We start from the raw sequence: 20,255 nt of genomic DNA, 5'->3' as shown, positions 1-20,255 counted from the left end.
TTGAAGTCCGGGCATCAGCATTCCTTGGTGGGTCGGAAGTTAACGTGACAACACCTTTCGCTGCATATGCGAGAGCAACTCTACCAATCTGTGAAAGCGGTCATTTACAGTCAGATATGCGATACCCGCCCGATCCAGGTACGGATGAAGTCCTTTGTGGCGCGGGATCAGAGCGACCTGGCAAGGTCGCCAATATCCCAAAAAAGCCCGGCCATTGCGCGCAATGCATCACGCGAAACTGACTTTAACACGTGCTCGTTTGGCGCGTGCTGCGAACAGCCGCGATAGGAGTGCGGCACCCAAACCGTTGGGAGACCGAGCAAATCGGAAAAGACCTCGTTGGGCAAGGAACCGGCGAGATTTGGCAGGACATGGGGTGGCTTCCCACACGTTTTTTCAAGCGAACGCGCGACAAAAGACACCCACGGATGGTTGGGCGACGTTCGCGTTGCATCAAAGAAGCTGCGGTCGTGAGGCTTGATCTGAACGATCTCAAAACCTCTCGCATCAAGGTGGCGTCGAAGGGCGGGCAGGATATCGGATTGGTTAGTGCCAACAACGAAGCGGAGCTGGCAGGCGGCTATGGCAAATCCCGAGATCGCATTGACCGGTGCCTCGGGGACACCGCTTTTCATTGCGAGGACCGCAAAACTGTTCCAGCCGAAGACGCGCTCGGCCGGTGTCAGACCTTCCTCTCCCCAATTCTCGTCAATCTTCGGACCGCCATCCCCGCCAACCGGCAAGTTGCGCAGGGCGTCCCGGATGTCTTCAGTCAGGCTGGTCGGCCGCCACTCTGGTATTAGGATTTGGCCCCGCACATCGGTGATCGTCGAGAGGGCTTGTGCAAGGATCATCGCGGGGTCGGCAAGCAAACCGCCCCAGTTACCCGAATGGTGCGCGCCGTCTCTTAGATCAACGATGAGGTCGAACGAATTGCCGCCCCTTGCCCCCATGAACAACGTGGGCGTGTCGGACTGAAGGCGCGGCCCGTCCGATGCGATCAGGACGTCTGCGGCTAGGTTGTCTTTGTGCTTGGCGCAAAACTCCGACAACCCCGGTGATCCCATTTCTTCGCCCATTTCAATGAGAATGCGCATGTTGAAACCGAGCGCTCCGCGGGCCTCAATGACAGCGCTCAGCGCCGCCAAATTGATGAGATGCTGCCCCTTGTTGTCGGCGGTTCCCCGTCCATAGAGGCGGTCGCACTCGTCAACCAATCGAAATGGGTAAAGCCCGTCGCGCCATTGATCTGTTTGCGCGCGGATCACGTCGCCATGCCCATAGGACAGGATTGTCGGACGCGTGTCGTCCTCGATGCGCTCTGCAACTAAGATCGGTCCGGCATCGTGCACAGGGTTCGGGTAGATTTCACAGGAGAACCCGAGTCTGCTCAGGCGCGGAACGAGGGCTTCCTCAAGATAGCGCGGAAGCTCCGCGGCTTTTTCTTGTGTCTGGCTCTCCGTCTCATGGGCAACCAGTTCGCTAAGTTCTGTTGCAAATTGACCGGTGTCGAAAAACTGGGCGGCGTTGTCTATTGCAGAGGCGCGGGTCACGGTTGTTTTGCCTCAGACAGGTGGACGCACGTCGTCCGGGATCGGACATGTGTAAGGTGTTTGGCCCAGATGGTCTTGATGCGTCGCGCATGCAGCTTCGATGCGCGAGGGATCCTCAACCAGTCGACAAGCTGTCGCGGCCATTGCTTTTGCCGCGTAGACCATGCCTTTGTGAGCCGCGGGCGCCTTGCCTTGTGCCACTGTTTGCCACGTATGAAACGGCGTTCCTATAGCACAGGTGGCAACTCGTGCCTGAACGGTTGGGACTGCCCAACTCACGTCGCCAACATCTGTCGAGCCTTCGCCGCCATCGCTGTGGCGATCAAGAGGTGCGATGAAGTCGCAGAGTGCGAGATTTTTTTTGGGCTTAGCACCGATCCGCTTGAAGGTCGTATTGATGTCAGCGGCGGTTAATGTGGTCTGAATGTCGCGGGCAAAACTGAGATCTGCCTCGTCAAAGGCGACGGGTCCAAGTTTCTCTAGCTCGTGCTGCATGGTTTCTTCCAAAGGACGGTTGCCAAGCAGGTTTGAAACGCCGGAAAAGACCTGGCTGGTAACTTGCGTTCCTGTCATCAGCGCCGCGCCGTCCGCGATCTTTCGGACGCGCGTGACCAAATCGGCGAGGTCCGGTAGCGAGCTGGCGCGGACGAGTTGGCGCACTGTGGCCTTGGCTTGCACCACGTTCGGCGCTACGCCACCTGCATCGAGATAGGCGTAGTGCACCCGAGCGCTGTCGGGCATGTGCTCGCGCAGATAATTCACACCGATGTTCATCAGTTCAACCGCATCAAGCGCGGACCGGCCCAATTCAGGCGCGCCAGCAGCATGGGCGGCTTTTCCATGAAAAGTGAAGTCGATCCGGGTGTTCGCGAGCGATTTGGCCTCATTCACGCCTGTGAAGGTTGCCGGATGCCAGGAGATGGCCGCGTCGACATCATCGAACAGTCCTTCGCGCACCATGTACGTTTTGGCCGCGCCCCCTTCTTCAGCGGGGCAGCCATAGTACCGCACACGGCCCTTAATGCCGTTTTCGGTCAGCCAGTCTTTCACCGCCGTCGCGGCCAAGAGTGCGGCAGCGCCCAGCAGGTTGTGACCACACCCATGCCCGTTGCCGCCCTCTTCAAGCGGCTGATGTTCTGCCACACCTGGCGTCTGGCTCAGATATGGCAGCGCATCGAACTCGCCGAGGATGGCGATCACCGGACCCTCGTCTCCTGCCTCGCCAATCACGGCCGTGGGAATGCCAGCTGCATTTTCTGTTATCTTGAACCCTTGAGCGCGTAACATATGCACATGTTCAGCGACGGACTTGTACTCGGCGTAAAGCGTCTCGGGCGTGTCAAAGACGCGGTCAGACAATGCGATAAAATCATCACGATGGCGGTCAACGTGGTCCCAGATCGGATCGGCGTTTTTCAAGGGGCTCTCCAGCTTCTCGTTCAAACGGTTTCGGCGTGTTCCAGAAGGCAAGCCGTTTCGCGCCCGCCGCGCCCGGCTTTCAGTTCAGGAACGGTGGTGCGGCACTCAGCGGTCGCCACCGGGCAACGCGGGTGAAAGGTACATCCAGATGGTGGATCGAGCGGCGACGGAATTTCCCCGTCAATCGGGGCAAACTCACGCCGGCGCTGATCAAGGCGCGGAGCCTCTGCAAGCAGAGCTTTCGTGTAGGGATGGCGTGGGTCAGAGAAGATTTCCTCTGTCGATGCGCTCTCGACAATGCGGCCCAGATACATGATCGCCACGCGGTCGGCGATGTGTTCGACGACGCTCAGGTCATGGCTGATAAACAAATACGTCAGGCCCAGCTCCTCGCGCAGGTCCATGAACAGGTTGATAACCTGCGCTTGGATCGATACGTCCAGCGCAGCGATGGCCTCGTCGCAAACAAGGAACTTCGGCTTCACGGCGAGCGCACGCGCGATCACGATCCGCTGCCTTTGCCCACCGGAAAACTGATGTGCGTAGCGCCGCTTGAGCGACGGGTCGAGGCCGACCTTACGCATAACGTCGTCCACGTAATCCGCACTCTCTGCCTTGCTGACGCTCCCATGCATACGCGGTGCTTCACCGATGATATCTTCGACGCGCATACGCGGGTTGAGGCTGGCAAAAGGGTCCTGAAAGATCATCTGAATAGCGAGGGTTGCCGCGCGTTTATCGGAGCCGCTCAACGTCGCGACATCTTTGCCTTCATAGAACATCTGCCCATCACTAGCGGCGTGAATGCCGGCCACAACACGTCCCAGCGTGGACTTGCCGCAGCCAGACTCGCCGACCAATCCCAGAACTTCGCCCTTTTGGATCGACAGGTTTACATTATCGACTGCATGGACAGTTTCTTCACGGATGTTTGCGCCAAGTCGCTGCGCGATTTTCCCCGCTACGTCCAAACGCTTGGTGAAGCGCTTCGAAACGCCTCGGATTTCAACGAGCGGCTCTGTCATAGCGTAGTCTCCTCCGTACGCTGCGGGTTGAAACAGCGAAGGCGGCGGCCATCCACGTCCTTAATCTGGGGTTGTTCGGAACAAGCTGCCGTCCGAGCCTGACAGCGAGGACCAAAGGCGCACCCTTCAGGAAGGGCGAACATATTCGGCGTCATCCCTTCGATCTGGAACAAGCGCTGCCCACGCCGGTTAGCGGTCGGAACAGATCCAAGAAGCCCAACCGTATAGGGATGCAGCGGACGGTCTATCACATCGTCGATGCCGCCCTGCTCAACGATCCGTCCGGCATACATAACTGATATCCGATCCGCGAGCCCCGCCACAACGGCCAGGTCATGCGTGATCCAGATCATCGCGGTTCCCGTGCGTTTCGTCAGCTTCTGGGCCTCGTGGATGATCTGCGCCTGAATTGTCACGTCGAGCGCGGTCGTCGGCTCGTCGGCAATGATCAGGTCCGGCTGGTTCAGGAAGGCTGTCGCAATCGCCACGCGCTGCCGCATCCCACCGGAAAGCTGATGCGGATAGGCCTGCAATCGCTCTTCCGGCGATGGGATGCCGACCAATCCAAGCGCATCGCGGCTTCTTTCCCAGGCGGTTTGGCGGTTGACGTTTTCATGGGCGAGAATGGCCTCGATCATCTGCGTATCGACGCGCAAGACCGGGTTGAGCGTCATCATCGGATCCTGAAAGATCATCGAGATTCGGTTGCCACGCAAGGATTTGAGTCGCTCTTCCGGTGCGTTCGCGATCTCGTCACCATTAAAACGGATTGACCCATCGACGATGCGCCCGGGAGGATCGATCAGCCCTAGGATGGAGAACCCGGTGATCGACTTGCCCGACCCGGACTCACCTACCAGCCCCATGACCTCGCCCTTGGAAACGGTGAAATCCACACCGTCCACGGCCTTGACCGCACCCGCGTGCGTGAAGAAATGGGTCTTCAGCCCGCTGACTTCGAGTACTGCCGTCATTTCTTCAACCTCGGGTTCAAAACATCGCGCAAATGGTCGCCCACAAGGTTGATGGACACGACCGTCAGTAACAGAGCGACGCCGGGAAAAACGGATATCCAGTAGCGCCCGGACAGCATGTACTCGAAGCCATTTGCGATCAGCACCCCAATCGACGGTTCAGTCTGTGGAAGGCCTACGCCAAGAAACGAAAGCGTCGCTTCCAATGAGATCGCGCTGGCGGTTTGCACCGTGCCGACAACGATCAGAGGAGCCATGCAATTCGGAAGGATATGGCGAAAGACGATCCGGGGTCGTGATATTCCAAGGCATTGCGCGGCTTCGACATATTCCTTGCCACGCTCGACAAGCGCGGTCGCGCGAACCGTGCGGGCGTAGTAGGCCCATTGCGCGATCACGAGGGCGAGGATGATCTTGTCGACACCCTTACCAAGTGCCGCAACCATCATCAGCGCAACCAGCGATGCCGGGAACGACAGTTGAAGATCCACGATGCGCATGATGAACGCTTCGGTCCGGCCACCGGCGTAGGCCGCGACCAGACCAATCACCATACCGATCAGAAGGGCAATCACTCCAGATGCAAGCCCAACGGTCAGAGATATACGCAAGCCATAGAGAATTGCCGAGTAGAGATCGCGTCCAGACCCGTCCGAGCCGAGCCACATGGTGTATCCGTCGAATGCTTCGGAACCTGGAGGCAAGCGCCCATCCATGACGCTGACCTGACCAAGATCGTAGGGGTTCTGCGGCGTGATCCAGGGCGCCAGGATGGCCAGCAGAACGATGACCAGGAATATGCCGAGCGCCGCTGTCGCGATCCTGCTTTCGAAGAACTCGGCTCGAAAACGCTGGAACGGCGTCTCGACTTTCGGGGATTTGGTGGGGGTCAGTGAATGATCTGTGACGGTGTCGGTCATGCGCCCTGATCCTGCAAACGAACCCTCGGATCGAGGATCGAGTAGAGTATGTCGACGATCAGATTGATCAGCACGAAAAACAGTACGATGATCATCAGATAGGCGACGACGACGGGCCGATCCAATTGCAGTATTGCGTCGATCAGCAGTTTGCCCATTCCGGGCCATGCAAAGATCGATTCAGTCACCACCGAGAACCCGATCAAACTGCCGAATTCGAGGCCCATGACGGTCACAACCGGGATCATGATGTTCTTCATCACATGCACCAGAATGATGCGTCGGGTCGAAAGACCCTTGGCCCGGGCGTATTTCACATAATCCTGCCCCATCGCTTCACGGACACCCGCTCGGGTAAGGCGGATTGCCAGTGAAATCTTAAGAAGTGCCAGGTTGAGAGCAGGCAGGAAGATGTGGCTCAACCCATCGAGCGTAAAAAGGCTGCTGTGAATTCCAAGAAACGAGCCGATATCGCCACGCCCTGTCGCCGGGACCCATCTAAGTTCTACGGCAAACAGCATGATGAGCATTAGTCCGACCCAGAAGGTCGGCAGTGAGAAACCGAGAATCGAGCCAGCCATGATTCCCTTGGAAAGCGGGCTATCGGGATAGAGCCCGGCATAAAGACCCAATGGAATACCGATCACGATAGCAAGAAAGAGTGCACTGAAGGCCAGTTCCATCGTGGCAGGCATATGGTGCAGGATCAGTTTGAGCGCGGGCTCACCGAAGACGAAGCTATCGCCGAGGTCACCTTGTGCTGCACCTTTGAGGAACAACCAGTACTGTTCCCAAATAGGCCGATCCAATCCAAGCCGTCGAATGGCAGCTTCGATATCAGCCTGATCCGCGTCGGGGCTTACCAGCATGTAGACCGGGTCACCAACGATATTGACGCCAAAAAAGACAATCACCGACATCAGAAAGACAACAAGCATTGCTTGCAGCAATCGGCGAATGACGAAAACGGTCATGAGGACATTCCCTGGGCAAAGGCTCCGGGCCGCTGCGAAGGCGGCCCGGATGCATTGCGGTTACTCTTTCACGACGCCTGTCGCGAGAGTGTATTCGTCGGTCCGAGGGATGTAGCTCAGACCTTTTTTGGCCGCCCAGGTGTTGACCTGGAAGTGCGTCGGAATGATTGCCACGTTCTCGATCGCGCGCTCTGTCGCCGCGGCGAGCAGTTCCTGCCGCTTTGCGTCATCGACTGTTCGCAGGGCTTCTTCGATCAGTTCGTCGGTTTCAGCATCCGAGTGTCGGCCACGGTTCGATGATCCAAAGCCCGCATCCTTGTCATGGGTGTGGATCAGCGATTTGAGAGGCGAGGACGCTTCGCCGGACCCCGCGCCCCATCCGACGAGGATAAAGCTGAACTCCGGCAGACCCTCCGGGCTGCCTTTGGACGCGCGTCCAAAGTATACCGAACGCGGCATTGTTTCGACGGCTGTCTTGATGCCAACACGGGTCAACATTTGCGCAATTGCCTCGGCAATTTTGGCGTCGTTGATGTAACGGTCATTCGGCCCATGGATTGTCATTTCAAATCCATCAGGAAACCCGGCTTCAGCCAAAAGCGCTTTAGCACCGTCCGGATCATAGGCCACGACGTCCAAATTGTCGGACACGCCAAAGAACCCCTCGGGCAGAAGCTGGCCGGCGGGCAGGGCAACCCCTTCCATGACACGCTCAACGATTGCATCGCGGTTGATCGCCATGCTGATCGCCTTACGGACGCGGACGTCCATGAGGGGGTTCTTGATATCGCCGCCACCGTTGGCCTTCACAAAGGGTGAATCGTCGCGGAATTGGTCCATGTGAAGATAGATCACTCGGTTGGACACGCCCTGGCTCAGCTGGATACCATCGTTGCCCTGAAGTGTAGTGATATCGGTCGTCGGGACGCCCGATATCATGTCGACGTCACCGGCAAGAAGCGATGCAACACGGCTCGGACCGGAGGTGATCGGGCGGAATTCCACCTCGGACCAGATCGGCGCATCACCCCAGTAGCCGTCGTTCCGTACCAGCACGATGCTTTCACCCGGCGTGTAGCTTTGGAACTTGAATGGCCCTGTGCCGATGGCGGCCGTACCCGCGTTGAAGTCTTCTGTCGTTGCTTCGCATCCCACTTCTGAGATCACAGGGATCGTGGAAATGTCATTGCCCATCAACGGATAAGGTGCGGCCGTTTTGAAGTGCACCGTGTAGTCATCAATCTTGACGACTTCCTTACCCTTAAGATAGGTGCCGTATCCCGATGGAGAGTTCGGTACGTCCGGTGCGCGCGCCATGGTACAGACGACGTCGTCCGCCGTGAAGTCACTTCCGTCGTGAAACTTTACGCCCTCACGCAGCTTGAACTCCCACGTCAATTCATCAATCGGCTCCCACGACACGGCAAGACCTGGCGATAGGCGCTGATTTTCATCCTGCGCGATCAGCCGGTCAAAGATGTGCACGGACATTGCGTTGTTCGGACCCAAGTTGTGAAAATGCGGATCGAGCGACGTCGGCTCCGAAGCGAGGCCGATCGTCAGTTTTTCGGCCGAAACAGCACCGACGCCGAAAGCCAAAATGCCGACAGCGACAGCTGTCGCAGATGCGAGTTTCCTCATCAAAAAGACTCCCTGTTTGTTTGGCGCTTGTGAATAGGCGAATCCTTGGCCGATCCCGCGCCCTATTAAAAAAGGCTAGCTACCGCAAAAATCATTGCCAATACTCAATGCAATGCAATTCTGCATAGATCAATCCAAGAGTTTGGATGTTCAATCGCTCATACCGGGGGAGGAATGCAGCATGACGGAACACCGACACAGACTGCGCGAGTTCGAGTCGCTAAGAGCCGTGATCACAACTGGGACGACAATCGGTGCCGCACGGCGTCTCGGGATTTCTCAGTCTGCCGTAAGCCGGTCCTTGTCGCAACTCGAGGCCCGAGTTGGACGGTCGCTGTTTCTCCGCCGGTCGGGACGCATTGACCCAACCGACGAAGCGTTGCGCCTCAACGAAAAACTGGACCCAATCTTCGAGACGCTTGCCGATATCGAGGGCGCAGAATGGGCTACTCCGGATAACGAGCCGTTGCGTCTGATCGTGCCGCCGACACTGGCGCATCACTTTGTCATCTCTAGGGTCGCCAGTTTTCTCAAGAAGAATGAAGGAAAGCAGCTTCAATTGGATATTCAGGCGACAGACGTGCTGGTCGCCGGCATTCTCGACCTCCGCTACGATCTTGGTTTGACGAGTGCGATGATCCAACGAACTGGTGTTCACCTCATGCCGTGGCGCCGCAGTCAGGTGGTCTGCGCCATGCCGAGCAACCATCCGCTGTCGGAAAAACGAGTGGTGACGCCGCAGGATCTGGAAGGTGTCGCGCTGATAGAGTTTCTGAGAAGGCTGGGGACGCGAGCGATCACCGAAAAGATCTTTGCGCGCGCCGGAATTCGTCCAAAACAAGTCGCCGAAACGGCAACGAACATGGCCGCTCTGGAGCTTGTCCGCGAGGGTTTGGGTGTGACGCTGATCAATCCCTTCCCGTTGTTGTCGTCGGGGATGGAAGGTGTCGTCGTCAGGCCATTTGACGCCGCCATTTTTTATGACACCAGCTTTGTTCTTCCATCAGGCAGGCCACCATCTCAGCTTGCCCGCCAGTTCATGCAGTTTGTCAAATTGACGACGCCGCATGACAAGTATTCAGAGCCCGTTTAGCGCAGCAACTGAGCCGACCACGAGGCGTCGATGTCCATCGGAAAGTTCGGTCGTGGCAAATTCGCAAACGGCCAGCGGTCGTGAACTGGCGACGTAAGCCCGCCCGTGTCGACCTCAAAAACCTGGTTTGGCCCAAACCAGTTGGAAAACCCGGCCCGAAAGTGGCCTCGGGATTTCACAACAACGGTCCGGGCCGACGCAATATCCAGTCCGAACATGTGAAAGAACACGGGATCGGCGGTCTGCGTGCGATCGGTTATCACTACCACGGTGATGCCACCAATACGAAGCGCAGCGGATGGCCCCAGGGCCAATCTCCGACCGGCCGTCATTCCCAGTTCACCGACCACATCTCCATTGTGAAGACCCAAGACCTCCGCATCCGCCTCGAAAGGCACATCCCACTGCGCCCAGAAAACACTGGAATCGGAAGAACGGTTGAATTGTGCCCTGAATTTACCGCCGACACCGATGCGATGGGCTTCGTTCACAAGTTCCGGATCACAAAAGGAACCGAACAGGCATTCTTCGGCTTTTGCCGCATGAAGAGCGGCTAACAGTTCTGTCGTCCTGCCACTGCCGCCGCCACCAGGATTGTCACCGGCATCGGAGAAAATCACAGGCGCGCGCGCTTGGTCGGCGGAAATCGAGATCGCTTCCGTCACGGATGTCAGTTTTCGAACGAAATCCTTCCTCAACGACCAAGCCATGTCTGCCAGTTCTTCCGCCAGTGCATTGGCCGCCTTCTGGTCCTCACGCGCAGTAACAACGATGCTCAGACCATTGTCGGGCGTGTCGGAGAAAAGGAAATTGCCGAAGATCGATACGTTTAGAATCTCACCTCGGCCTTCGGCTTGTCGTCGCTGACCGTGGTCGATCAGCGTGCCATACGGGTGCTCGGCACTTAGAAGGGTTACGGATGCCGGAACAAGAGGCAGTTTGACATGCGCGGTTTGGGGCCGGACGCCCGACGCCAAAACCCGGCGCAGCGAAAAGGCGGCTTCCTCGCCACGTTCTATCTGATCGACGTGAGGATTGGTCCGATAGCCGACGATCAGGTCACAGGCATCGACCATCTGCTGTGAGATATTTGCATGCAGATCGAGTGTCGCAACGACAGGTACGTCCGGTCCGACAACTCTCCGAATGTGTGACATCAACAAACCGTCGGGGTCGTGGTCATGCTCGGCAACCATCGCGCCGTGATTGCAGATGTAGACTGCGTCAACAGGGCCAGCTGAGCGAAGCATGTCTTCCGAAGTCACTATGATCTCTTCGATTACGGTTTTTCGTACTGGACCTGCGGGATGGCTGGCTGCCAAGATACAGGGTACCGGCGTCCAGTCGCCCGTAGCATCCATCGCCCGGACAAAGGCCGCAAATTCTATTGCCAGCTTTGGTGTCGCGGATCTGGCTTCAGACATCAAAGCATCGCTTGTAAGCCATGTCAGAGACTTAAAGTCTGACAAATCAGCCGGGGGTGCAAAGCGATTTGACTCGTGAATTGCGCCAAGGAGGGCGATCTTTGGAACCTTCATGCGAGAGGCCTTTGGGAATGCAACACAGTGCGAGGAAACATGAGTAAGTGATTTCAATCAAGGTATCATGCGTCTTCTCTTTACTAGGAAAATGTCCGTCGCATTGCGTCTCACCCATTGCGCGACGCGCAAGCGATCTGTGCCACCCATTATGCTGACAGAAGTTTCCGGGGAATTCGTAAAGATTGTTTGGGCCGATGACCCAGACGTTCACCTCATGCGCGGCGTACCAGATCGCCCACCCGCTCGGTTTAATCGCAGCGGGCAAGACGCTTTGTATCTGAGCCCTGATGTTGAAAGCGCAAGGGTCGCCATCGGACAGGACGTTAGAAAGGATGATCGCCCGCGGGTTGTGCTGACTTTCGAGGTGGAACGATGTGCGTTGTTCGATCTGCGCAGCCCCGAAGCCGCAGATATCTATGCACTCGCCAGTCAACCCTGGCGCAAACTCGTAGCTGCGGGCGGAGAACCGTCCTCGTGGCTCGCTGCTGATCGGTTCAGAACAGATGGGCATATCGGATTGATTGACCCTTCACGAAGGCGCCCGGGTCTTTGGCACATCACTTTATTTCGATGGAACGAGCCAGGTGCACCTGGCGTGTTTCGGCGTAGTGAAGTGAAGCCGGTTTCCGTCCTGCCGGATTATCGGTGACGTTTAACGTGCGACCAACTATCATTTCGCAATCATGGTCATCGCGAAAATTGGCTGTGTGGAGGACATTGTCATGAGTTCGCTTCTGGCACGCCAATGACATTTTTTTGCATGTCGTTTGAGCGCTCGTGACAGTCTGCTTTCAGTGCCAAAATGTAGCTTCGCTTGGGGTAACGAAAGGCGGCTTTGGGCCGCCCGCGAAGACGGCCCCTCCATTCTATATCTCAATGGCTTCTGCAATGGCCAAAGCGTCTTCCAGCTCAACGCCCAAATATCGAACAGTACTGTCCATCTTGGTATGTCCCAACAGGAGCTGAACGGCCCGCAGATTGCCAGTCTTTTTGTAGATCTGTGTGACCTTGGTGCGCCGCATTGAATGCGTACCATTGGCTGTTGCCTCAAGACCTATAGATGTAACCCAATCGCGAACGATCCGTGCATACTGGCGCGTTGAAATGTGTAACCGCTCATGGAAGCGACCTGGCCACAGAAATTCAGAGCCAACCATAAGAGGGTCCTCCATCCATTTCGCAACTGATGCTCGAGTGCCTTCCGAGATTTCAAATCGAACTGGCTTCTGCGTCTTGCTTTGCAGAACAGACGCGCGTTCCTTAATCTGACCGGACGCCATCACATCCACAACTTGCATGCGAACGAGGTCACAGCCTCGAAGCTTGCTATCAATTGCCATGTTGAAAAGAGCGAGGTCTCTGTGGTTTTCGGCGACTCTTATCGCCCAGACATGTTTCGGCTTCAGTGGGCGCTTCTGTCCGACGATCCGGCCCTTGTTCCAAGCAGGGCGAAGTGCGCGAATGGCAGGTAAATTTGGTGTTTCCATGACTGATCCTCCGATCCGCCATGCCCTCCCAGAACGACAACCCGACGTTGACGGCCAATCATATCACAGGATGCCGCATTGCATTCGAGGTCGGCTCGGAGCCCAAAGCAGTTGTTACAAAGTTGGCTTTGAGCAAAGGACTTCATCTGGAACTCAGTCCAGCGTGTTCTTGTAGACTTTGCCGTCTTTCATGATCAAATCGAAATTCTCATGCGGGTCTGCGATCAGGTCGATATCTTGCAGCGGATTGCCGTCCACAAGGATTAAGTCGGCATAAGCGCCCTTTGCGATTACACCCAAATCGCCTTGTTGATAGGGGTGGCGCGGGCCTGAGAGTTTGAGCAGTTCAGCATTGGTTGAAGTCGCCATTTTCAGCACCTCGTATGGCGTGTACCAGCGCTGCAACTTGGCAAGGAACGCGCCTTGACGTTCGGCCAGTTTGGGATCGAACAGGATGTCGGTGCCGAAAGCGACTTTCACGCCAACTTCTTTCGCCGTTTTGTAGGTGAAATCTGTACCGTTGGTGACGTCGATCCATTTCTGCTGGCTAACAGGGTCGTCGAAAGAAAAGCCATCCTCGTCATCCAGAAGAGGCTGCACTGACAACCACACGTCGTTGTCGCGCATCAGTTCCATCGTTTCGCGGCTCATCAAGAAGCCATGCTCGATGGACTTAACGCCAGCGGCAACGGCTATCTCCACTGCCTCGTCCGTGAAGACATGAGATGCAACATAGGTGTTGTAGGTGTCAGCCACCTCTACGAATGCCTCGATTTCGGCCTTGGTGTATTGGCGTACATCCAGAGGGTCATAGGTAGATGACACCCCGCCGCCGGTGGAAATTTTAAGCTGGGTCGCGCCCATGCGCATGATCTCACGCGCGCGTTTGACCACTTCCGGAACACCATCAGCCTGCGCCATCAAACCAACGCTGTACCAGTACCATTGCGAATCCGCGCCGTTCGTCGGAACCGCTTGGTAGGGGCGATAGTCAAAGTGGCCGCCGGTTTGTGTCACGGGCGGGCCGGACGGCAGGATACGAGGGCCTTCGATCTCGCCTGCGTCAATCATCCGTTTTATGGCAAATGAATTGCCGCCAACGTCGCGCACCGTAGTGAAGCCGCGCATTAATGTGCCTTCGGACCCGATGGCACCCCGCACCGCGACCTCAAGAATATCGCCGGTCACAACCACGCTCTGCGGATTGCAGCAGTAAAGCGTGTGCCAGTGTACGTCGATCAGGCCAGGCATCAACGTGCGTCCACCACCGTCGATGACGATACCATTAGCGACTGAAAGGGGTTCTAAGGAAACTTCTGTAATCAGATTGTCGGTTACAACGACATTGGCATTTTCAATCAATTCCTCATTTACACCGTCAAACACGTTGACGTTTGTGAACAGTATCGGTCCCCGGTCCTGAGCGATCGCTTGCGAACTGGTTATTGCAAGAGCAATCGACGAAACCGCGGCAAGTTTGGGAAAATGCATTCGAAATTCCTCAGAAAATTCTGTCGGATAAACCATCCCAGCGGAAGCGAGTTTTTTCAAGCATTACCTCGCTTTTCTCCAAGGTCGGCTTTGTCCGCATTGTCGCCCTAGGTGATTATCCTATGATCCCCATGCCGTGAACGGAAGAGAGCACACCGAGAGACGTCAAGCGGCTTCTCTCGCATGAGGCAAGCGAAGGAGACGATTATGCCGCTATACGAACGTCGTACTTATCAGGTGCGTATTGGCCGAATGCACGAGGACCTAATCTTCGAAGCGTTCATTTGGCTCGACCACATTTACTTGCTTCGGAACTTGGTCGGTGTCATTCCGGTCTGACCTCGGAAAAAGCGAGTGAAATGGGACTTGTCAGAATAGCCGAGCATCAGTCCGATCTCTGCAATTGTCATCTGGTTTTGTTTGAGGTGCTCCTTGGCGACATCGATACGCAGCCGTTTGATTTCGCGCGGTAGCGTTGTGCCTTGTTTTTGAAGCGCTTTCAGAAACCGTTCCGGTTGTATTCCCAGCATTCCAGCCACCATCTCTGGTCCCAAATCGGTTTCATCCAGTTTGTCGCGTAAGACAGATCGCAAAGCTGCCACCACGGTTACTTCTTCATCTTGTCGAAGTGATGCTATGGGCTTGGCAGAACCCTCAGAGACGTGGTGCAAAAACAACCATTCCACAGGAAAACTAATTTGCATTCCGGGATCAGTCCCAAGGCCAACCTCGATCCCTTTGTAGTCGATAGGCAGCCCATTGATGTATCTGCTTTCCCATCGCACACGGGAAGAGTCCCAGGACTCTCCGACGACGGTCTGCAATAGGCGTACATAGATTGCGGTACCAAAACCGGTCACCTGAATGGGTGGGACGGTTGGTTCCTGTTGCCTCTCGATACGATAAGTCGCTTTGTCTGCTTCAATGACAAGGCTGTGCCGCACAGAATTGGACTCCTGCGGCACGAGCTCAACAAAGCGGGTAAAAAACTCGAACAGCGTTTTTGTAGATTGCAAGGCTTGAGCGAAGGGCGGCCATCCTTGTAGGTCAAACGCTTCCCCTACATTCAGTCCTAGGTATCGATCCCCTGATACTTCTGAGAAAGCATTTACCAAGACGTAAACCAACTCGGAGTGAACGAACACGGATGGGTTAGTCATCAGTTCAGCTTTCAAGCCGACCTGATCCAATGCTGGTTGCGGATTGATCTTACGTTCGGTGAGATATTGCAGAAAGGGAGCGGCTAAAGAGAGGCGAACAAAGCCCTCGCTATGCTCTCGGGAGGTGGAGTTGAAAGGCAAGCTCATAACCCTTGTTGGATTAGCTTTAAGAAGTGGCCATTTTTGCAGTCACATTCGTACATCCTAATTCAAAAGGGGCAACCGAGCCAATGAATTCCAGACTATAGTTGGCAAAACATGAATATGAAGGGAGTACTTATGTCCGGCTTACGAATGTCTCTTTGCTCGACGGCAATTGTCGCGGCAGTTCTTTCTTTTTCGGCGACCGCGCAGGCTCAGGATCAAGAAGAACCCCAAACGCTGTTTACCAACGTGCATGTCTTCGACGGTGTGAATGAGCAACGCATTGAAAATGCCAGTGTTCTGGTCGAGGGCAATCTGATCAAGTCCGTCTCAACCGATGCCATTGATGCGCCGAGCGCGACGGTTATCGACGGCGGTGGGCGCACTCTGACACCGGGCTTTATAGAGAATCACGCGCACCTGATGCTCATGGGGCCATCGATTGCCGAGATGGAAACCAACTCGACCTGGGAGGATTTCGCCATCCACGGGACCCGGATGGCCGAAATGTACCTGATGCAGGGCTTCACGACCGTTCGCGATGCCGGGGGCGCTGGCGGCGGGCTGCGGCGCGCAATTGACGCCGGCCAGATCGTCGGCCCCCGCTTTTATCCTTCCGGGGCATTTCTCGGAACACGTGGTGGTCACGCCGATTTCGCATCCTTCACATCTCCGCCGGGTGGGGTGACCAACTTTGGGACTCTGAATATGGCCCAACAGGTCAACGGTGTTGACGAAATTTACATGTATGGCCGCAACAACCTGCGCATGGGTGCCACGCAATTGAAGTTCATGCAATCAGGTGGGGTGATTTCGGCATTCGATCCATGGCAGTTGCTCGCCGGTTCGAAAGAAGAGATCGAGGCCGCTGTTCAGGTTGCCAACGAGTACGGCACCTATGTCATGGCACATTCCTACCGCAAAGAAGCGATCATCAATGCCCTGAATGCAGGGGTCAGAACCATTGAACACGGATTTCACTTTGACTGCGAGATTTCTGCTTTGATGAAAGAAAAAGGAGCGTACATCACGACGAACATCACAGCATTTGATCCAGGCCTACTTGATGTTCCTTCCGTGAAAAACAACCCCAACAGTTTGAGGAAGGCCAAATCGGCCTCGGCGACCTTCGAAGCCTACATTCCAAGTATGAAGGAATGCCCGGCGCCGCGCGGTTTCCAAACCGATTGCGTCGGCTCGGTCGAAGCGTGCAACATCCAGATCGCCTACGAGAAACATCTGAATAACCATTTCTTCGGCCCCTATGCGTCGATGGTAACCCTAACTTCGGTAGGTGGCGAGATCGCGGCACTTAGCGGTGATTTCATGAACCCCTATCCGGAAGGCAAACTGGGTGTGATCGAAGAAGGAGCTTATGCGGATATCCTGCTAATCGACGGTAATCCACTTGAAGACTTCTCGGTTGTTGGCACAGGTGATCAGTGGTTCGGTGCCGATCCGAGGCCAGAAAGTCCAGATACGATCCGACTGATCATGAAGGACGGCGTCATCTATAAAAACACACTGGATTGACCTGTCTAAACAGTCGGAGAGTAATTATGCACCATTGGTTTCGCTCCTTAGTATTTGCAGGGTTGGTTTGGTGTGGTCATCCTGTCATGGCGACGCAAGGAACCGCGTTGGACTGGTCTGACCTGCCTGACCCGTCCGCGCAGGTCTTCGAAGACCCCTATCGCGAACTTAGCGCCGAACAATTCGACGATGTTCTTTACGTCGTACGGCTGCGCGGCAGGTTACAGCAGGATAGTGGCAGCGAAGAAGAGAGGCAGAAATGGCGGGAGCTTCTGACCGAGACTGAGGATGCCTTGGCGGCTGATGGGATTGATGTCGACTGGCTACTCGATCAACGAGAGATTGTGACGGAACGTCGAAGAAAGGCTGGAACGAGCGGAAACCCGCATTTCGACGGCAGAACAATCACACTCGCGGGCTTTGCCATTCCTGCTCCAAGCGATCCGGACGGCCGGCCTGTGGCGTATTTGGTGCCAGAAAGAGGGATGTGCAGCCACATGCCTCCACCTCCGCCTAACCAGATGATCCGTGTGCGGTTGAACGGGGACTGGGCGCCTAGCTATTTCCACGAACCCGTTCGGCTGACAGGCACGCTGACTATCGATCCTTCCGTTCATAATATGATGGTTGTGGATGGCCTCATGCCTATGCATGCGACTTTCCAGCTAGAGGCGGAACGTGTCGAAACTCTGGAAACCGAGGCAGACAGGTTGGAATGGAAGCAGCGTGCTGCTGATCGCATCCGCGCGGCAGGAAATCGCAAGACCGGTGGGGCACAGGCGTCAAAATGATAAGACTTCTGGTTGCCGCATTGAGCATTGCATTTGCTGGCGCAGCGTCGGCTCAGGGACTATCCGGGCCATCTTCAGTCGAAGCCGATCTTGCGCCCGGAGACGGGCTCACCGATCCGCAATATCGTTCCGATTTTCCACGCAACATCGCACCGGGTTGGTTTCAGTGGAAAGACCGACTGGCTGAGGGTGGTTTTCGGTTCAACATTGACTACCTGGCATTGGGCCAAACCACGGATGCTGATCTGGGAACCGGCGAAGCAGCCAGCGGAATTGCGCGTTTTTACGGCAGTTGGCAGGCAACTGAACGCGGTTCTCTGACATTCAAGATCGAAGACCGGCACAGTTACACCGATGTTGCCCCACAGTTTCTTGGGCTGGATGGCGGAGCCCTTTCAATCACGGGAACAGCCTTCAATGACAACGGTTTGCTTCTGACCAATTTGTTCTGGACCCAAAGGGCTGAGAATGGGTCGTGGGCGCTGCAAGTCGGCCAGATTGATGTAACGGACTTTGTGGATATCTACGGGTTGGTAAGCCCCTACAGTGGTTTTCAAAACCTGTCTTTCAATACCAACCCGACAATCAACACGCCCAACCAAGGCCTTGGTATTGCCGGTGGGGTAAAGCTGAGCGAGAACCTCTACGCCGTTGCCAGCGTATCAGACGCAAACGCCGACCCGTCCGATCCAAACTTTGATGTGTTTAGCGACGGCAATCTCTTCAAGTCGCTCGAACTTGGGTACACGTCCGGCTTTGATCGCATCTACTTCGACAATATCCATCTGACCCTCTGGCATGCGGATGCGGCTGACGATGGCAGTCGAGCAGAAGATTACGGCGCAGCGTTTTCCGCCGCATGGTTTGTTGACAATAAATGGATGCCGTTCTTCCGTGCAGGGGCCTCGAAGGGAACCGCAGCGCTTTATGAACGGTCGATTTCTGCCGGTCTCGGTTACTATGGTCGCAACACCGATTTGGCCGGTCTGGGCCTAAACTGGGCCGAAGCAAGAGGCATAGATGGCGATCAGTTCACGCTTGAAGCTTTCTACCGCTTTTCAATCTCACCCGGACTGCAGATCACGCCATCGGTACAATTCATTTCCGACCCGCTTCTAAATCCCGATCAGGACCGAATTACCCTGTTCGGTCTAAGAACCCGGATCGTTTTCTAATGCGGGGTGAAGGCAGTCACTAAGGGGTGTGCCAAAGGGCAACTAAGAGAGATCAAGCGCGTGCCGGAATTTTCAACGCCGGTCGAATGAAGTTGGGAAGCAAAGGAACAATCTATGAAGATTGCATACGGAATTCTTGCAGCCTTAGCAGTTGTGTTTTTCATCCTTGGAGGCAGCGATGCCCATGCCAAAGACAACAAGGGTAAAAAGCCGAACAAGGGGGGCAAGAACGGTGATGTCAGCATTCAGATAGAAGACAAACCCGGCAAAGGCCCAAAAGCTGTACCACCTGGACAGATCAAGCGCTACACGCGCGGTGCCAAGCTCCCATCTGACCTGGAGTTCGAGGATATTGGGGACCTTTCCAAATGGAAGCTTGGGGAGCCGGGCAAAGGAAACCGCTACATTCTGGTCGATGACGAAGTCCTCGAAGTTACGAATGACCTGTCTACCGTGGTCGATGCCGTCGGCATCGTCGGTGATCTTCTAAATTAGGCGAAAGTACGATGTTTCAGGGCAAGAACTACCTCGTTTGCCCTGACGCTGGCCGGGGCGATCATTTGTGAACCCCGGCCCAAGTTCAAAACCCGGATCCGAGGCGCTACGATGATAAAGGCCCTTCTTGTTCTTTTTGCGCTTGCTACCTTTTCGTCAGCACGCGCCCTACTCGCTCAGGAAAACGGTGCAACTGAAGTCCCGCAAACAATACGCTTTGAGGGCTATGTATAGCCCAGTCGCGAAGCAGAACTGTCGCCTTTGGTGGACAATGTGGTCAACCGGACTTTGCAAAGTCTGCTTTCTGCGCATCGCTGACCTTAAAGCGCGTTGAAGCATTTTGTATTTTGGGCTCGAAATGGTCGTTCTCTGCACGTAGGATCAATGGCGGCTACGGCTTTAAATCATGCGATAGATGTGCCGAGCGACAGGCAAGAACCAAAGACTACCCGATGAGAAAAGCCGCCTGTTGGCGGCTTCTCCTTCCGTCGCAGATTGTTTCTGGACACTATGGCAGCCATTGCCTGTCGCCATCAGTAAGGCCGTACCACTGAAGCTCTACAGTTCTTTGATACCTCGCATCAACTCGTTGGTGAACCTTGTGAAGTAGTTCTACACCGCCCGTCTCAACTAAAATCCGGCCCACTCGTGATACCACCGAAGACCCAGGCAGTTTCTTGTTGTCCTCAGTCTGGGCATTCATCATCTGCGCGCCTCGGTTGAGTTCCGCGACGTGCTTGTTCAGCCCGATTTCATTCATTTTTTACACCTTATCCTTGGTCGCTGTGAACCTCTCTGTTGTTGGATTGCGGGATTTGTTATTTTTCCAGGATCAGCAG

The 20,255-nt window shown here is 55.5% G+C and carries 17 protein-coding genes; 6 read left to right on the top strand and 11 right to left on the bottom strand.

Features of this window, described 5'->3' with window-relative positions; genetic code table 11:
- Window positions 1-167: 167 nt before the first annotated feature.
- Genes GOX73_RS20440 through GOX73_RS20410 form a run of 7 tightly spaced genes read right to left on the bottom strand, consistent with a single transcriptional unit; the run spans window position 168 to window position 8,506 of the window.
- Window positions 168-1,553, bottom strand: a complete 1,386-nt coding sequence (locus GOX73_RS20440) for a M20 family metallopeptidase (RefSeq protein ID WP_171127182.1) — start codon at window positions 1,551-1,553, stop codon at window positions 168-170.
- 12 nt (window positions 1,554-1,565) lie between these two features.
- A complete protein-coding gene (locus GOX73_RS20435; protein ID WP_171127181.1) occupies window positions 1,566-2,972 on the bottom strand; it encodes an amidohydrolase in 1,407 nt (468 codons plus the stop codon).
- Window positions 2,973-2,992: 20 nt separating this feature from the next.
- A complete protein-coding gene (locus tag GOX73_RS20430) occupies window positions 2,993-3,997 on the bottom strand; it encodes an ABC transporter ATP-binding protein (RefSeq protein WP_142640317.1) in 1,005 nt (334 codons plus the stop codon).
- On the bottom strand, window positions 3,994-4,971 hold the full coding sequence (locus GOX73_RS20425; RefSeq protein ID WP_171127180.1) for an ABC transporter ATP-binding protein: 978 nt from the start codon (window positions 4,969-4,971) through the stop codon (window positions 3,994-3,996). Before GOX73_RS20425 ends, GOX73_RS20430 begins: the two co-directional genes overlap by 4 nt.
- Window positions 4,968-5,891 (bottom strand): ABC transporter permease, encoded by a 924-nt coding sequence (locus GOX73_RS20420; RefSeq protein WP_171127179.1) that lies wholly within the window; start codon window positions 5,889-5,891, stop codon window positions 4,968-4,970. The genes GOX73_RS20425 and GOX73_RS20420 overlap by 4 nt, the downstream gene beginning before the upstream one ends.
- Window positions 5,888-6,865, bottom strand: coding sequence for an ABC transporter permease (locus GOX73_RS20415; protein WP_142640320.1), 978 nt, complete (start codon window positions 6,863-6,865; stop codon window positions 5,888-5,890). Before GOX73_RS20415 ends, GOX73_RS20420 begins: the two co-directional genes overlap by 4 nt.
- Window positions 6,866-6,925: 60 nt before the next feature.
- The gene (locus GOX73_RS20410) at window positions 6,926-8,506 is read right to left on the bottom strand and encodes an ABC transporter substrate-binding protein (RefSeq protein WP_171127178.1); all 1,581 of its coding nucleotides are present in this window, start codon (window positions 8,504-8,506) and stop codon (window positions 6,926-6,928) included.
- 112 nt (window positions 8,507-8,618) lie between these two features.
- Between GOX73_RS20410 and GOX73_RS20405 the strand changes: the two genes are divergently transcribed.
- The gene (locus GOX73_RS20405) at window positions 8,619-9,599 is read left to right on the top strand and encodes a LysR family transcriptional regulator (protein WP_171127183.1); all 981 of its coding nucleotides are present in this window, start codon (window positions 8,619-8,621) and stop codon (window positions 9,597-9,599) included.
- Here GOX73_RS20405 and GOX73_RS20400 read toward each other — a convergent pair.
- Window positions 9,596-11,137 carry a M81 family metallopeptidase gene (locus GOX73_RS20400; protein WP_171135088.1) on the bottom strand — a complete coding sequence of 514 codons (1,542 nt, stop codon included), beginning with the start codon at window positions 11,135-11,137 and terminating at the stop codon, window positions 9,596-9,598. The genes GOX73_RS20405 and GOX73_RS20400 overlap by 4 nt on opposite strands.
- Window positions 11,138-11,228: 91 nt before the next feature.
- Here GOX73_RS20400 and GOX73_RS20395 point away from each other — a divergent pair, with 91 nt between their 5' ends.
- Window positions 11,229-11,789 carry an RES family NAD+ phosphorylase gene (locus tag GOX73_RS20395; RefSeq protein ID WP_171127176.1) on the top strand — a complete coding sequence of 187 codons (561 nt, stop codon included), beginning with the start codon at window positions 11,229-11,231 and terminating at the stop codon, window positions 11,787-11,789.
- Between the two features lie 217 nt (window positions 11,790-12,006).
- Here GOX73_RS20395 and GOX73_RS20390 read toward each other — a convergent pair whose 3' ends face one another.
- From GOX73_RS20390 to GOX73_RS20380, 3 genes are all read right to left on the bottom strand, one after another.
- Entirely contained in the window at window positions 12,007-12,627 is a 621-nt protein-coding gene (locus GOX73_RS20390; RefSeq protein ID WP_171127175.1) for a tyrosine-type recombinase/integrase, read from the bottom strand.
- 153 nt (window positions 12,628-12,780) lie between these two features.
- The gene (locus GOX73_RS20385) at window positions 12,781-14,118 is read right to left on the bottom strand and encodes an amidohydrolase family protein (protein ID WP_171127174.1); all 1,338 of its coding nucleotides are present in this window, start codon (window positions 14,116-14,118) and stop codon (window positions 12,781-12,783) included.
- A 299-nt stretch (window positions 14,119-14,417) separates the two neighbouring features.
- Window positions 14,418-15,425, bottom strand: coding sequence for an AraC family transcriptional regulator (locus tag GOX73_RS20380; protein WP_171127173.1), 1,008 nt, complete (start codon window positions 15,423-15,425; stop codon window positions 14,418-14,420).
- Window positions 15,426-15,557: 132 nt separating this feature from the next.
- On the opposite strand from GOX73_RS20380, the gene GOX73_RS20375 reads away from it, so the two are divergent.
- The 4 genes from GOX73_RS20375 (at window position 15,558) to GOX73_RS20360 (ending at window position 19,416) form a co-directional block, all read left to right on the top strand.
- Window positions 15,558-16,955 (top strand): amidohydrolase family protein, encoded by a 1,398-nt coding sequence (locus tag GOX73_RS20375; protein ID WP_170678930.1) that lies wholly within the window; start codon window positions 15,558-15,560, stop codon window positions 16,953-16,955.
- A gap of 26 nt (window positions 16,956-16,981) precedes the next feature.
- Window positions 16,982-17,746 carry a DUF3299 domain-containing protein gene (locus tag GOX73_RS20370; protein ID WP_171127171.1) on the top strand — a complete coding sequence of 255 codons (765 nt, stop codon included), beginning with the start codon at window positions 16,982-16,984 and terminating at the stop codon, window positions 17,744-17,746.
- Window positions 17,743-18,921: a carbohydrate porin gene (locus GOX73_RS20365; RefSeq protein WP_170337128.1), complete on the top strand. Its 1,179-nt coding sequence runs from the start codon at window positions 17,743-17,745 to the stop codon at window positions 18,919-18,921. Before GOX73_RS20370 ends, GOX73_RS20365 begins: the two co-directional genes overlap by 4 nt.
- Window positions 18,922-19,035: 114 nt before the next feature.
- Window positions 19,036-19,416, top strand: a complete 381-nt coding sequence (locus GOX73_RS20360; protein ID WP_170337130.1) for a hypothetical protein — start codon at window positions 19,036-19,038, stop codon at window positions 19,414-19,416.
- Window positions 19,417-20,255: the final 839 nt, after the last annotated feature.

It is taken from the genome of Ruegeria sp. HKCCD7221 (assembly GCF_013031225.1).
Classification (GTDB): domain Bacteria; phylum Pseudomonadota; class Alphaproteobacteria; order Rhodobacterales; family Rhodobacteraceae; genus Ruegeria.
The sequence above is the reverse complement of the archived record's forward strand: the minus strand, read 5'-3'. Positions and strand labels throughout refer to the sequence as shown.

Coding starts and splice junctions, on each gene's coding strand:
- GOX73_RS20375 (WP_170678930.1), top strand. CDS start 15,558: ATGTCCGGCTTACGAATGTCTCTTTGCTCGACGGCAATTGTCGCGGCA.
- GOX73_RS20360 (WP_170337130.1), top strand. CDS start 19,036: ATGAAGATTGCATACGGAATTCTTGCAGCCTTAGCAGTTGTGTTTTTC.
- GOX73_RS20385 (WP_171127174.1), bottom strand. CDS start 14,118: ATGCATTTTCCCAAACTTGCCGCGGTTTCGTCGATTGCTCTTGCAATA.
- GOX73_RS20420 (WP_171127179.1), bottom strand. CDS start 5,891: ATGACCGACACCGTCACAGATCATTCACTGACCCCCACCAAATCCCCG.
- GOX73_RS20405 (WP_171127183.1), top strand. CDS start 8,619: ATGCAATTCTGCATAGATCAATCCAAGAGTTTGGATGTTCAATCGCTC.
- GOX73_RS20400 (WP_171135088.1), bottom strand. CDS start 11,137: ATGAAGGTTCCAAAGATCGCCCTCCTTGGCGCAATTCACGAGTCAAAT.
- GOX73_RS20365 (WP_170337128.1), top strand. CDS start 17,743: ATGATAAGACTTCTGGTTGCCGCATTGAGCATTGCATTTGCTGGCGCA.
- GOX73_RS20425 (WP_171127180.1), bottom strand. CDS start 4,971: ATGACGGCAGTACTCGAAGTCAGCGGGCTGAAGACCCATTTCTTCACG.
- GOX73_RS20430 (WP_142640317.1), bottom strand. CDS start 3,997: ATGACAGAGCCGCTCGTTGAAATCCGAGGCGTTTCGAAGCGCTTCACC.
- GOX73_RS20390 (WP_171127175.1), bottom strand. CDS start 12,627: ATGGAAACACCAAATTTACCTGCCATTCGCGCACTTCGCCCTGCTTGG.
- GOX73_RS20415 (WP_142640320.1), bottom strand. CDS start 6,865: ATGACCGTTTTCGTCATTCGCCGATTGCTGCAAGCAATGCTTGTTGTC.
- GOX73_RS20370 (WP_171127171.1), top strand. CDS start 16,982: ATGCACCATTGGTTTCGCTCCTTAGTATTTGCAGGGTTGGTTTGGTGT.
- GOX73_RS20380 (WP_171127173.1), bottom strand. CDS start 15,425: ATGAGCTTGCCTTTCAACTCCACCTCCCGAGAGCATAGCGAGGGCTTT.
- GOX73_RS20395 (WP_171127176.1), top strand. CDS start 11,229: ATGTCCGTCGCATTGCGTCTCACCCATTGCGCGACGCGCAAGCGATCT.
- GOX73_RS20410 (WP_171127178.1), bottom strand. CDS start 8,506: ATGAGGAAACTCGCATCTGCGACAGCTGTCGCTGTCGGCATTTTGGCT.